General features: G+C 46.3%; 13 protein-coding genes and 1 pseudogene. 9 read left to right on the forward strand and 5 right to left on the reverse strand.

The features are described 5' to 3' along the window. Positions 1 to 60 precede the first annotated feature (60 nt). A complete protein-coding gene (locus ABEW34_RS06075; RefSeq protein WP_430155942.1) occupies positions 61 to 618 on the reverse strand; it encodes a TetR/AcrR family transcriptional regulator in 558 nt (185 codons plus the stop codon). Between the two features lie 134 nt (positions 619 to 752). Here ABEW34_RS06075 and ABEW34_RS06080 point away from each other — a divergent pair, with 134 nt between their 5' ends. Both ABEW34_RS06080 and ABEW34_RS06085 read left to right on the forward strand, forming a co-directional pair. After that, entirely contained in the window at positions 753 to 2,000 is a 1,248-nt protein-coding gene (locus ABEW34_RS06080) for an acyl-CoA dehydrogenase family protein (protein ID WP_430155945.1), read from the forward strand. A gap of 147 nt (positions 2,001 to 2,147) precedes the next feature. Next, complete coding sequence (locus ABEW34_RS06085) at positions 2,148 to 2,555, forward strand: NAD(P)H-dependent oxidoreductase (RefSeq protein WP_430155948.1); 408 nt, start codon at positions 2,148 to 2,150, stop codon at positions 2,553 to 2,555. A gap of 110 nt (positions 2,556 to 2,665) precedes the next feature. On the opposite strand, the gene ABEW34_RS06090 is transcribed toward ABEW34_RS06085, so the two are convergent. Both ABEW34_RS06090 and ABEW34_RS06095 read right to left on the reverse strand, forming a co-directional pair. Next, positions 2,666 to 3,775 carry a metallophosphoesterase gene (locus ABEW34_RS06090; RefSeq protein WP_430155950.1) on the reverse strand — a complete coding sequence of 370 codons (1,110 nt, stop codon included), beginning with the start codon at positions 3,773 to 3,775 and terminating at the stop codon, positions 2,666 to 2,668. Positions 3,776 to 3,817: 42 nt separating this feature from the next. After that, positions 3,818 to 4,444, reverse strand: coding sequence for a LysE family translocator (locus tag ABEW34_RS06095; RefSeq protein WP_430156199.1), 627 nt, complete (start codon positions 4,442 to 4,444; stop codon positions 3,818 to 3,820). 101 nt (positions 4,445 to 4,545) lie between these two features. Here ABEW34_RS06095 and ABEW34_RS06100 point away from each other — a divergent pair, with 101 nt between their 5' ends. Together ABEW34_RS06100 and ABEW34_RS06105 are read left to right on the forward strand one after the other, a co-directional pair. Continuing rightward, positions 4,546 to 4,647 (forward strand): FCD domain-containing protein, encoded by a 102-nt coding sequence (locus tag ABEW34_RS06100; protein ID WP_430156202.1) that lies wholly within the window; start codon positions 4,546 to 4,548, stop codon positions 4,645 to 4,647. Positions 4,648 to 4,666: 19 nt separating this feature from the next. Continuing rightward, positions 4,667 to 5,296, forward strand: a complete 630-nt coding sequence (locus ABEW34_RS06105) for an NUDIX hydrolase (protein ID WP_430155953.1) — start codon at positions 4,667 to 4,669, stop codon at positions 5,294 to 5,296. 104 nt (positions 5,297 to 5,400) lie between these two features. On the opposite strand, the gene ABEW34_RS06110 is transcribed toward ABEW34_RS06105, so the two are convergent. Then, the gene (locus tag ABEW34_RS06110) at positions 5,401 to 7,176 is read right to left on the reverse strand and encodes an ABC transporter substrate-binding protein (RefSeq protein WP_430155956.1); all 1,776 of its coding nucleotides are present in this window, start codon (positions 7,174 to 7,176) and stop codon (positions 5,401 to 5,403) included. A 138-nt stretch (positions 7,177 to 7,314) separates the two neighbouring features. Between ABEW34_RS06110 and ABEW34_RS06115 the strand changes: the two genes are divergently transcribed. Together ABEW34_RS06115 and ABEW34_RS06120 are read left to right on the forward strand one after the other, a co-directional pair. Beyond that, the gene (locus ABEW34_RS06115) at positions 7,315 to 8,601 is read left to right on the forward strand and encodes an MDR family MFS transporter (protein WP_430155959.1); all 1,287 of its coding nucleotides are present in this window, start codon (positions 7,315 to 7,317) and stop codon (positions 8,599 to 8,601) included. Between the two features lie 47 nt (positions 8,602 to 8,648). Further along, positions 8,649 to 9,068, forward strand: coding sequence for a VOC family protein (locus ABEW34_RS06120; RefSeq protein ID WP_430155962.1), 420 nt, complete (start codon positions 8,649 to 8,651; stop codon positions 9,066 to 9,068). A 53-nt stretch (positions 9,069 to 9,121) separates the two neighbouring features. On the opposite strand, the gene ABEW34_RS06125 is transcribed toward ABEW34_RS06120, so the two are convergent. Continuing rightward, positions 9,122 to 9,679, reverse strand: coding sequence for a PadR family transcriptional regulator (locus ABEW34_RS06125; RefSeq protein WP_430155965.1), 558 nt, complete (start codon positions 9,677 to 9,679; stop codon positions 9,122 to 9,124). A 285-nt stretch (positions 9,680 to 9,964) separates the two neighbouring features. Between ABEW34_RS06125 and ABEW34_RS06130 the strand changes: the two genes are divergently transcribed. The 3 genes and pseudogenes from ABEW34_RS06130 (at position 9,965) to ABEW34_RS06140 (ending at position 12,965) form a co-directional block, all read left to right on the forward strand. Then, complete coding sequence (locus ABEW34_RS06130) at positions 9,965 to 10,438, forward strand: tautomerase family protein (protein ID WP_430155967.1); 474 nt, start codon at positions 9,965 to 9,967, stop codon at positions 10,436 to 10,438. Between the two features lie 195 nt (positions 10,439 to 10,633). Further along, positions 10,634 to 12,205, forward strand: a pseudogene (locus ABEW34_RS06135) (cytochrome P450); the annotation flags it as partial. A gap of 193 nt (positions 12,206 to 12,398) precedes the next feature. Further along, positions 12,399 to 12,965 (forward strand): TetR/AcrR family transcriptional regulator, encoded by a 567-nt coding sequence (locus ABEW34_RS06140; RefSeq protein ID WP_430155970.1) that lies wholly within the window; start codon positions 12,399 to 12,401, stop codon positions 12,963 to 12,965. The last annotated feature ends 137 nt before the right edge of the window (positions 12,966 to 13,102 follow it).

Consider the following 13,102-nt stretch of genomic DNA (forward strand, 5'->3'; position numbering starts at 1 on the left):
CTAGTACTATCTAATGACAAAGCGGCAGACCAAATCTGGTCTGCCGCTTCATTGCTTGGGCTAAAGAGTCATTTTATTGTTAAATACAGAGAAATTCCAATTTTCTAACCTTTTATATATTTCGCCTTGGTCAATAGGCATCTTGTTTTCTATCCACCAATTTAGCACGCCTAGAATTGCACCGATATGCGCTTCTGTCACAATTTCAGTATCAATGGAGTTGCTGTTCAATTGAAAAGTGGTATTTAAATACTCTTTTATACCTGCACCCATTTCTCTCCGAATAATATTACGCAGGGAGTTTCTATCTTCAGATAACAGCTGTGAAAATATGCTTTTATGTTTAGACGCAGTTTCGAATAGCTCCTGAAAAATTTCAGGGGGAGTATGCTTATTTAGCATAAACTCTTCTTCGGCAATTTGTCTCAGCGTACGTGTGAGCAAATCATACTTGTCATTGAAATGAGAATAAAATGTGGTCCGATGAACCATAGCTAAGTCGCAAATTTGCTGTACGGTTATTGCCTCAAAGGATTGCTTCTCCATTAAAGATAACAATGCGTTGTAGAGCAGCTTATGAGTTCTTCTTATCCTAAGATCTAATTTCTCATTATCCATATAAAAACCCCTATCTGTATTGTTAATCGACACATTTACGATTCTGCTCTTTGACCTATTTTATTATACACCGTAGTATTTAAGCTATAAATAGCAATTAAATATACAGGTGTATATAAAAAGGAGTGTTCTTAATGGCAGGTTTAGGTGCAGTAAATAAACTCACTGATGAAGAGCAACAATTACTTCAAAATGCATCAGATTTGGTTCCGGTTCTGCGAGAGTTTGGAAGAAGAATTGATGAGGATAGACACATACCCGAGGAGCTTATTCAAAAAATTTCCCGTGCAGGACTATTTAAGCTTGGAACTCCAAAAAAGTATGGTGGTTATGAAGTTAGTATTCGAGCATTAATTGAAATTATTTCTGAAGTGGCAAAAGGAAATGGTTCTGTTGGTTGGGTAGTTCAAATTATAAATGGAAATAACTTTAACGCTTCTTTGTTACTAGATTCAGAAGTGCTAGATTCAATTTTTAAACATGAAGAAGAAATACGATTCTGTTCCGTTTTGCAAGCACGTAAAGCCATTGTAAGAAAGACAGAGGGGGGTTATTTTGTTGAGCGCGGTTTATGGGGATTTGGTTCGGGTTCTAAGCATGCAACGCATGCATTGTTAAATTTAATGGACCCTAAAGCCGTGCAGGAGAACCCAGGAATGATGCTGGCTGTTGTTCCTATGAGTCAAATTAAAATTGTAGATGACTGGTACACAATGAGTTTGAAAGGTTCCGCAAGCAATAGTTTGGAAATCAATAATTTATTTATTCAGGAACAATATGTAGTAGTTCAAGATCAAGAATTCATAAATAAGTCGAGTTCCATGCTGCGACAATTACAAGGAATAGATCGTTACAAGCCTTATGCGAATGTAATAAGCAGTCTTACAACGGGTATAAGCGCCATACTTGGTCTGGCCAGGGGCGCACTGGAACATTTTGTCGACTCAGCGCCTAGAAAAGGAATTGCGATGACCATCCACAGATCGCAGGCAGAGGTTGGGCATATTCAGTACAAAGTAGGACTTGCTGCTATGAAAGTTGAATCTGCACATCTTCACATCAATCGATCCATCGAAAATTTGGAGAACCATATTAAAAATGGGGAGCCATTTAGTAAAAAAGAGTTTGCGCAAATCCAAACGGATATCGGATATGCAGCTATGTTATGTACCGAAGCAGTCGATATGGTGATGGTAGAAAGCGGAGGCAGCGTTATAGCTGATTCCAATCCGCTGTCCCAAATATACCGTGATATTCGAGGTGGTGCAAACCATGCACTTACAACGGCATCTACTTGTCTGGAGTTGTATGGAAGAATACTCTTTGGGTTGCCCCCTCAGCATGTATTGACCATTTCTGCTGCTCCACTCCTAAAAGATTAAGACGAGAAGCAGGTGCACTCTTATGAAAAAAATAACGATCATTTCCGGAAGTCCAAATGAAAAATCACGTGTCAATGGTATTATAAATTATGCAAAAAAATACTGCTTGATAACGGATACGAAGTATCCATCATTAATGTGGCCTCATTGCCTGCAAAAGATTTAATGCATGCTAATTTTAATAGCGAGTCTATTATAGCCTCACATTTAAAGGTTGCAGAGGCAGCAGGAGTCATTATTGCAAGCCCAGTATACAAAACAACTTTTACGGGAGTCATAAAGGCATATATTGACTTATTACCTGAAAAGGGTTTTAAAGATAAGATAATCGCTGTCTACTTTGTAGGAGGAACGATTTCTAACCTTCTGTCAATCGACTACGCAGTAAAGCCTATATTAGCCTCAATGGGGGCTAAATACTTCGCAGAGAATGTGTTTGCTGTAGACAGCCAAATTGAGCGCTCTGAGGATAGTGAAGGAAACATGATTTTTCAAATTGCGGAGGAACTTAAGCAGCGAATCCAAAATTCTGTCAATGATCTCATCGATTACTAACAAGACTTAAAAACGGAGCATCTCATTGATAAGGAAGCAAGTAAAAAACAAAAAGAAGGGATGTCAACTTCTTTTTGTTTTTTTACTTTCTATAAGCGATAGTCGGTGCTCTATCTGAAGGTCACATTGATTTCCACGATCTCAGAGCGGGAGCCGAGGCGGATCGGCGGTCCCCAGAAGCCGAAGCCGGAGGAAACGATCGATTGCAGCTTTTCCTTTTTCAAATAGCCCCAGTCATTCTCGAACACGAGCTGTGTAATGAAGTTCGCTGGGAATATTTGGCCGTGATGGGTATGGCCTGATACCATCAGATCAACGCCCAGCTCATCGGCAATATCGAAATCGTAGGGCTGATGCTCCAGCAAAATGAGCGGCTTGGCGGCATCCAGACCTTGAACGAGCTCACTCAGCGGAGCACGCTCCGCATCGGAATGATCCTTGCGGCCAAGCAGCGTGAAACGGCCGTCGATGATAACTGACTCATCATAAAGGACTTTCATGCCGCCCGCTTCGACGGCGTTAATAATGTCCTCGATATGCCCATTGTATTTATCATGGTTGCCGAGCGAAGCGTACACACCGTAAGGCGCCTCAATAGCTGCCATGATTTTATCAATGCCATTGTCCAAATAAGGCTGGATTTGATCATCCAAAATATCGCCGGGAAATAGCACGATATCCGGCTTCAAAGCATTAATGCGCTCGACGAGACGGACGGCATGATCTTTGCCGGACAAAATGCCAAAATGCATATCGGAGGCCATGACGATTTTCATTGTATTTTTAGCTGGATCGCTGTCCTGTGCGCCTTTGGGAATCGTAATATCATAAGTACGGACAACAGGACTGTATGCAAGAAATGAACCGTAGCCGAGCAGCGCTAGGAGCAGGATAGGAACGGCAATGCCGGACCATTTGAACACCGACTCGCGCGGCAACGACGTATTGCGCAGCAGTCTTGCGATGAGCTGTACGGAAGGAATAATGAGCAGTAATAAGCAGAAAATAGCGAGCCAATACATGCCAATGGCAATTAAAATAGCATTTTGCGAAATCATTGCCGCAATAAAGACGCAGGGCAGCGCAGCGGCCACGATTGTATAAATGAGCTTGCGTGACTTCGTGTGGAGCGGCTTCAGCCATCGCCAAATACTCCAGCTTTGATAAAAAACAAGCGAGCCGAAAACGGCAAGCATGACAATACCCATAACAATAAACATGATAGCTCTCCCTTTTATGTCTCTTACTGTGCTTTTACGTATTTAGCTTTTTCTACTGAAGGCGATGCTGAGGCCAATGAGGCTGAACACGGAGCCTTCGACGATATTCATTTTGCTAGACAGGCGTGGACGTTTGAAAATAAAACGGCGCAGCACATCGGCAAACATGCTGATTAGGATGAAAATAACGATAGCTTGCAGCATGAACACGAGTCCCAGCGCAATCATTTGCAACGAAGCATAGCCATTCGCCTCATTTACGAATTGCGGCAGCAAAGCCAGAAAGAACAAGGAGACTTTAGGATTGAGCATGCTCATGAAGATGCCTTTCTTGTATAAGGAGGCATACGCCAGCTCATCGGCGGTGCCGAGCGCAAGTGGCGATTGCTTTTGCCGAAAAGCTTTATAGGCTAAATAGAGCAAATAGGCGGCACCGGCATATTTCACAACGGCAAAGGCAACTGCCGATTGGTAGACAATCGCGGAGATGCCGAGAGCGGCTGCGGAAATATGGGCGAAGAGCCCGGTGCATAGGCCGAGTGTTGTGATGATTCCTGCTTTTTTGCCACGGGCGATGCTTTGGGTGAGTACGTATAAATTGTCTGGTCCTGGCATTAAGGTCAGCAGCACCGCAACGCCTAGAAATGATAAGAGGGAAGCCCATTCCAAGGTCAACACATCCTGTTCTATCAAAAAGTTACTTACTTCCTTTAGTATACTAGGAACAGAGTCCCTATCTCAAACTATTCGTAGGCAAGCAGACGGGCGAGCTGGAAGAAATTATAAAGGCGAATGAAGCATTCCATGATATTATAGTGAGAGCGAGCAACAATCCGGTCATGGTGCAAATAATTGACCATCGCACGATTTAGAAGTACGGAGGAATGTGGAATGATTCATTCGTCAGATGAACAGTGGCTGGACTGGGTAAAACGGGTTCAAGCACTCGCGCAAAACGGGCTTGCCTATTCGGAAAATGCTTTCGATATTGAGCGTTATGAAGAGCTTCGCGCTATTTCGGTTGACATGCTGGCGTATGCAACAGGCATAGGCCGGGAACAGCTCAAGCATACTTTTGCCAGCGATACGGGATATGCGACGCCAAAGGTCGGCATTCGCGGTGTTGTATTCCAGAATGAGCGGATTTTAATGATCAAGGAGAAGCAGGATCAGGCGTGGGCGCTGCCGGGAGGATGGGCGGACGTAGGCATTTCTCCTTCTGAGGTGGCAGTGAAGGAAATTTGGGAGGAATCCGGCTTTAAGGTCAAGCCAAAGCGGCTGCTCGCGGTGCTGGACAAAAAGAAGCATGAGCATCCACCGGATATTTATCATATTTACGATCTGTTTATTGAATGTGAGATCATTGGCGGAGAGGCGGCTGTTGGACCGGAGACGACCGATGTTGGTTTTTTCACAGAGGATGCGCTTCCTCCCTTATCGGTGCAGCGCAATACGGAGCGGCAGATTAAGATGATGTTCGAATTTTTGAAGCAGCCGGATAAGCCGGTCGTATTGGATTAATACGAATAGGGACGATCCTGTCAGTTAAGCAAGGCTTACTGACAGGATCGTCCCTATATTTATGGGGATGGTCCGTCGATCAAGGCTGATGGCGGGGCATGCCTTTATTTTTTTATCCATAGCTTGGAAAAATCCAGCCAGCCGAAGGAGTCGATAGCCAGACCTTGAAGGGCTAGCGGCAGCTGCGTCTGGAAACGCGAATGGTAAAGATATAACAGCCAGTTGTCCTGCCGCAGCCATTGCTCGGCTTCCTCGACAATTCGGGCGCGCTCGGCAGCGGAAGGGAGGCTGACGTAGCGGGCAAGTATGCTCCGCAGCTGTTCTCGCTGCTCTATAGTCAAAAAATGATGCAAATTGCTGTCTTCATTAAAAAAAAGCCGAAGCAGGCCCAGCTCTGTATCGTTTTCCAGCACCTCAGTTGCTAGCATCAAATGGGCTGCTTGTGCGAGCTTTTGCGGCGTGACCTCCGCAATGACGTAGGCGCACAGGTTCAAATGGAGTCCGATTTTTGCCGCTCGCTGCTGCAGCCAAAGCATGTCCTGCTGCTCAACAGGCCTGCCGTGATGATACAGCTGAATGGCTTCGCCAGCATAGCCGCTTTCCCGGAGCAGTGCCTTTGCATCAGCCAGCGAGCCAGATTCATAGGAAGCCAGCTCACTGCTGGCGACAAGAAAGCTGTTGGCTGGTACGGCGCGATTGCCTCCGAGCTCCGCAATCAATAGCTCGCGGTCAAGCAGCAGACGCAGCGCTTGGCGGAAGGAGGAGTGGTGCTGGATGCCCGGCATGCTGAAGTTGAAAATTAAATAACGGCAGCCATCTAGCAAGGAATCCATCGCTCTATTATTTTCCGCAGCATGCTCTCCGGATGCGGCATCCATATGCGGCAAGGAGAACTGCCGCTCCCGCGGCGCATCTGAAGGAATATGCCAGATTTCTACAAGATCAAGCCAGGCTCGCTCGCGAAAATAGTGATCGAAGGCTTCAAGCCGCAGCACTTGAGCTGCATTTTCCACCAGCCTGAAGGAACCTGTCCCCAGCATCTTCTGCTCGGAGAATACCACATCATGCGGCAAAATCGACATAGCCACGCAGCTGAGAAAATGCAGCAGAAACGGATTAGGCTTTCGCAGCCTGAAGATCAGGCAATAATCGCTGACGATTTCAATGGCTGCGATATCCTCGTATTGCCAGCAGGAGGGGGAATGCACCTCCCGCAAACGCTCCAGCGTGAACCGCACATCCTCCGCCGTTAGGAGCAGCCCATGATGGAAGCGCACCCCTTTGCGCAAATAAAAGGTCCATGCCGTGTAATCGTCGTTGCTTTCCCAGGCATGGGCAAGCGAAGGCAGGAAGCGCTGCGATGCCGAATCAAAGTCGATCAGACGGCTGTAGATCTGCTCGAGTAGAAACACCTCGGTAACGGTAAAAGCAAAGGCCGGGTCGAAGATGCCAAGCTTCCGCGTCACGGTCACCCGAAGCACATCAAGATTGGCGGTACCTGCCTGCTCCAGCTGGAAGCCCATGCGTTGTTCCAGCATGGCGCGCAGCTTGTCACGCAAGGCAGGAGGCAGCTCGCGGCTGGAGATGAAAGCGATGGCCTCTTTCATTTTTCCCTTTGCCAGCAGCTCGTTGAAATGCTCCGTCAGTACATCCTCCAGTTCCCGGATAACCGTCAATTGCGAAATATGGCCGCGTCCCACCCCCGCGCTCCACGCCGCAAAGCCTTCCTCCACCAGCCTGCGCAGCACTAGCTTGACGTTGCGCGGCGTACAGTTCAGCACCTCAGTCAGCTCGCCAATCGTAATCGGTATCGTTGCGCCTTTATGCTGCTTGCCGGGCAGCGATAGAAGCAGGCTAATATAATGCTCTTTATGTTTCATGTCCTGTACTACACGTCCTTTGCCCTGGCTGACGCAAGCGCGTCCCATAAAAGGTGAAAATTTAATTTCAATCTTACTCTTTTTATTCTCGTTTTCCCAGCTAAAATTAAGTCTACAGATAGAGAGGGGAGAACCATCATGTTTATGCAGCTTGATCGCAATATTAAAATTAGGATTTTGACGACCTTCCTGACCCGCTGTGTAGAGGCGATGATTTTACCGTTTATGGCGATTTATTTTACCCAGCGGCTGGGGGCGGCAATGGCCGGCTTGCTGCTGCTCATTAATTTGCTTGTGCAAATTACAGCGAGCCTGTACGGCGGCTATATGGCAGATCGTTATGGACGAAAAAAGGTGATGGCATATGCGCAAATAATCCGCTTTATTTCCGTCCTCGTCATGACGTTAGCCAACTCGCCCTTTCTTGATTCCACTTGGCTGACCTTTTCCATGATGCTGCTGATTAGTCTCTGCAATGGCATGTTTAATCCAGCGGCTGAGGCTATGCTGATTGACGTCAGCACGAAGGAAAATCGCGCTTTTATTTATAGCATTAATTTTTGGGCGATCAATTTGTCGATTTCCATAGGTGCACCGATCGGCGGCTTTCTGTTCGCGACGCACCGGACCGAGCTGTTTATGATTATGGGACTGGCGAGCTTGGCTACACTTATGCTAACGTTATTTTTAATTCGGGAAACCCATTTTCCAGATGCGGAAAGCAGGCTGCAATACAGCGGCAATGGCCCGATTCGCAATATGGTGCTGAATTACAAGCTGGTAGCGCAGGACAAGCTGTTTATTATCTACAGTGTGAGCGGGATGCTCATTCGCTCGCTGGAAATCCACTTGTACAACTACATTAGCGTCCGCCTGCAAAAAGAGTTCGAGCCCCAGCAGCTGCCCATGCTGGACAACTTCACCTTTGAGCTGACAGGCATTCGGCTTGTCAGTCTGCTGCAAGTAGAGAATACGCTTATTATCGTCTGCCTCGCGATTTGGGCAGCGAGCTTTATCCGCCGTTTCCGTCCAGCACGGATTATGTATATTGGCGTTATTTTGTACACGCTTGGCTTTACGATCGTAGGCTTCAGCAACTCTGTATGGCTGCTTATTGTATCGATGCTGGGAGCGACGGTTGGCGAGCTCATGTTTACGCCGATTAGACAAGCCTATTTGGCGGGCATTGTGAAGGATCATGCGCGGAGCTCCTACCTTGCGGTCAACGGTTTGCTGGGACAGTTCGCTGGAGTCTTCGGAGCTATCGGCATTAGCCTGGGTGCCGTACTCCATTCGAGCTACATGGCATTAATCATTTTTGTAATGGGCATGACGGGGCTGCTGCTGACGCATTATGTATTTCAGCGGCTCGCGCCAGGGACGACTCGTCCGCAAGGTTCAGCACCGACTGCTGCGAAAGTTTAGAAGCCGGTATTTTTTGTAAGCGAAGAAAATAGAGGAGGTTGTGCAGCATGAGTAAAAAACAATGGGCTGGCGCGATGCCAGCCGTACAATTCAGAGTAGCAAGGCCGACGAACCAATTGGCAAAGGTGGCTGCTTTTTATGAACAGGGGCTGGGCCTGAAACGAATTGGCTCCTTCGAGGGGCATGACGGGTACGACGGCATGATGTTCGGTCTGCCGGGGGCGGACTATCATTTGGAGTTTACGCAGCATGTCTCTGGGCCGCCGCTTGCCCCGCCGTCTGAGGATAATCTGCTCGTATTTTACATTGAGGAACGTCAGCAGCAGCTATTAATCGCAGAGCGGCTGCTGGAGCTTGGCTACCCCGAGGTGGAGCCGGAAAACCCCTATTGGAAGCAAAAAGGCATCACCATCGCCGATCCCGACGGCTACCGTATCGTGCTGCAAAATACGTCTGGGCTGAGCTGATTGAGTGTCACGAGTGTCACGAACAAAGCTGGCAGACATAAGGAAAACAGTCGTTAAGTGCTTAACATTTTTATGCTATCATCGCACCAGCTTATTAAACTTTTGAAATGACTTTTCCCATAATTGATTGTAATCAACCAATAGGTATAATTTTGATCCTCCACCTCTGCGTTGCGAAGCCAAGCTTCAAGGTCTTCGAAAACACGCAAACTTTCGGCTAATTCCCTTTTATGATCTTGGATATGCTGGATGATGGTATCAGGCGAGGAATTGCTGCCAAAAAACACCCTCAACAGCAGCTCATTCTTCTTAAGCATAACCATATGCTCCATCGGCTGGGACAACCAGCCCGTCAATGTCTGCCTTCCCTGCTCGGTAATACGGTAAAGTTTTTTGTCAGGCTTTCCGTTCTGTTGAATAATTTCCACTTCAATGTCATTCCGATCAAGCAGCTCTGCCAAGCTGGGGTAGATCTGTCCATAATTTTCATTCCAAAAGTAGCTAGTGCTCTGCTCCATATGCTGCTTTATATCATAACCGGAATGGGGCCCTAGGCTCAATATGCCTAATACTGCAAACATCGTATTGGTTTTCCCCTGCGGTTTCGCCATTCTATATTCCTCCTAATGCCCCGAGTTTACCCCTACCTGCATCTTAACACTGTCATTATGTAAAAAACATTATAGCTTATTTAGGGCTGATTTCACATGTATGTCTATTATATTATAAAAATATATATTAATTTAATAATTAGAATTGACAAGGGTTTTTTGTGAGTTTATATTAGCGATATCAACAAAATTTATATGAGCTTGCCAAGGTGAAACTTCTATACAGACAGCATGAGGAGCACGGAGATATCATTTTGGCAATCCTCACAAAGGAGAGTACAGAGCATGACAATGATTAATGTGAATTATCCAAACGGCCGTTTTACACTTGAGCAACGCCGTCTCCTGGCAGAAGGTCTGACCGATGCGGTCCTTCTTCCAGAAGTAGGTCAGCATTGTCCGCCAGCAAGAGAAGGATTCCAAGTTCATTTCACGGAGCGTCCAACAGATTACATGGCGATTGGCGGCAAGCTGTTATCGGATCAGCCTGAACGTGATGTGATTATGATCAATGTTTTGGTGATGGATGGTGACTGGCCAAATGAAGTACGCAAGGAAGTATTGGAGAACATGCTGGGCAGTTTGACTAAAGTTCTTGAGGTTTCTGAGCCATCTCCAACTTGGTGGATAACGTTCCAGGTCATTGAAGAGGGGAGTTGGGCTTCTCGTGGCGGTGTTCTTTCCATTTTGGACTTATTGGACTCGGGGGTCTTTACCGAAGAGAAGATGAAAGCTATTCGGAAGCATATAGAAAAGTAAATGCAAACAAAATTTTAATGTAAGTTGAAAATATCGCGCGAAGGAATTACAATGCCATCAAATGATAGATTAATCTATCATTTGATGGCATTTTTTTCGTTCTTAATTTTTTTCGATACCGATCAAGCATGGCTAGATTAACGCCATCACAATTCATTGAAAATTTTCAAAACATGAAGAGAGGAATGATAGAAGATGAAAGAAGAAATCTTTATTCCCCACCCCCCAACGTATGGCCCCCTAGGCAACTTGCCTTTGATTGACATAGACTCTCCAACATTATCCCTTGGAGCTTTGGCAGAAAAATACGGACCTATATTCCGCTTTACTGCACCGGGACTATCAAGTTTAATCGTCTCTGGCCATGAGCTCGTTGCTGAGGTATGCGATGTAACTCGATTTGACAAATATGTATACAACGAGCTGCAGAACGTTCGCGCCTTCGGCGGCGACGGGCTGTTTACAAGCTGGACGCATGAGCCGAATTGGAGAAAAGCGCACAACATACTGCTTCCCACGTTCAGCAAACAGGCGATGAAGGGCTATCACTCCATGATGATTGACATCGCCGAACAGTTAATGCTCAAGTGGGCGCGGCTGAACCCGCAGGACTCCATCGATGTAGCCGATGATATGACCCGGTTGACACTGGATACGATTGGACTTTGCGGATTCAATTATCGCTTCAACAGCTTTTACAGGGAAGATCATGCCCCGTTTGTCCAAAGCATGGTCCGGGCATTGAACGAAGCGATGCTCAGAGGCTCGCGAATGAAAATTCAAAATATGCTAATGTTCAAAACAAAACGCCAGTTTGATAAGGATATTCAGACGATGTTCACGCTGGTGGATAAGATCATCACTGAACGTAAGGCAAGTGCCGAGCCGGGACAGACAGATTTACTGGCACGCATGCTGGAGGGCAAGGACCCGGAAACCGGAGAAATGCTGGACAACGAAAACATTCGTCATCAGATCATTACCTTTCTAATAGCCGGCCATGAAACAACGAGCGGTCTGTTATCCTTCGCGATATATTTTCTGCTGAAGAATCCGGAAGTGCTCGCGAAGGCTCAGGAAGAAGTAGACCGCGTGCTGACAAGTAAAGCCCCGCAATATGGGGAGGTTCTTCAGCTTAACTATATCCGTCTGATATTAAATGAATCGCTGCGATTGTGGCCGACCGCTCCAGGATTCGACGTTTATGCAAGGGAGGATACGGTCATAGGCGGGAAGTATCCCATTCCAAAGGGACAGAGTCTCAGTGTGCTTCTGCCTCAACTGCATCGCGATCCGGCTGCTTGGGGAGAGGATGCAGATCTTTTCCGGCCTGAGCGATTCGAAGATCCGACCAAGGTTCCCTATCATGCTTACAAGCCTTTTGGGAATGGTGAGCGTGCCTGCATCGGCATGCAGTTTGCCCTTTATGAAGCCACATTAGTACTGGGTATGGTACTGAAGCATTTCAACTTGATCGATTACGGCAATTATACATTGGATGTTAAGCAGACTCTGACGCTGAAGCCTGGTGATTTCAAGATTCGGGTTAGACCTCGCGAGCAGGTATTTATGAGGGGAAGCGCAGGGATAACAGACTTACTGGCGACAAAACCTGCAGATTTTCTATCTAGTGCTGCGGATAAGGTAGGGCCAGTAATAGTTGGAACGCCGAGTGGCAATGGATCGTTGCTAGTATTATATGGCTCAAAAGGACAAGGCATCGTCATTATCGTAACGAAAGCTAAAACCGGGATGTCATCTCTGGAGATAGCTTTATAGAAAAGCATATCCCCAGGGATACATTTCAGTTTTGAGGAAGCAATCTTTGGTAAGGGGACCGAATTCGATTCCGGAACGCTCAGTTGCATTCACGCTTATGCTATAATTTTATTGTAATACCCTACCATATGATTGAAAATTGAATCAATATAGAATAATACTCTCCAAGGAGTGTACTAAGATGAGAACAGAAATGACATCGTTCAAGCAAACGAGGCTTAACGCCATTCTGGATGAAGCGACCAAGCTATTGATTGAGAAGCCAAATGCCTCGATGAATGAAATTGCAGATTCGGCAGAAATCGGGATCGCTACATTACATCGGTATGTGGAAAGCAGGGAGCAATTGATGATTTACCTGGGCTTACGCGCAATCGAGGTCGTAAGTGAAACCATGCAAGGCATTCAACTGGATGAGGACAAATGTGAAAACTACATCCCTATGCTCATTGAAGCGCTCATCCCGTTAGGGGACAAACTTCACTTCATTGCCCATGATACAACCATTAATTACAACGAGGATATTATTGGTGCAGATCAAAAGCTGAGGGAACCCGTGCTGCATGTCATCGGTTTGTTGCAGCAAAAAGGCTATTTTCGCCATGATGTAGATAAGAACTGGATTGTGAATGTCCTGTATTCACTCCTATTCCTGACATGGCAGCAAGTCGTAAGCGGGGATATTGCCAGAAAATCCGCAGCGGCATTGGTCGTGGATACTTTCTACCATGGTTTTAAAACCCCATGATTTACAAAAGTACAACCTAAGAAGATTGTCCTATAAAAGTTCTTGTCGGTGTGAACAGCGACAAGAACTTTTATGATTCAATTGCCTCTCTGAATTCCATTGCCCAGCTCTGACCAAATCTCTCACCAAGCACAGCA

It is taken from the genome of Paenibacillus algorifonticola, from assembly GCF_050481745.1.
Classification (GTDB): domain Bacteria; phylum Bacillota; class Bacilli; order Paenibacillales; family Paenibacillaceae; genus Pristimantibacillus; species Pristimantibacillus algorifonticola_A.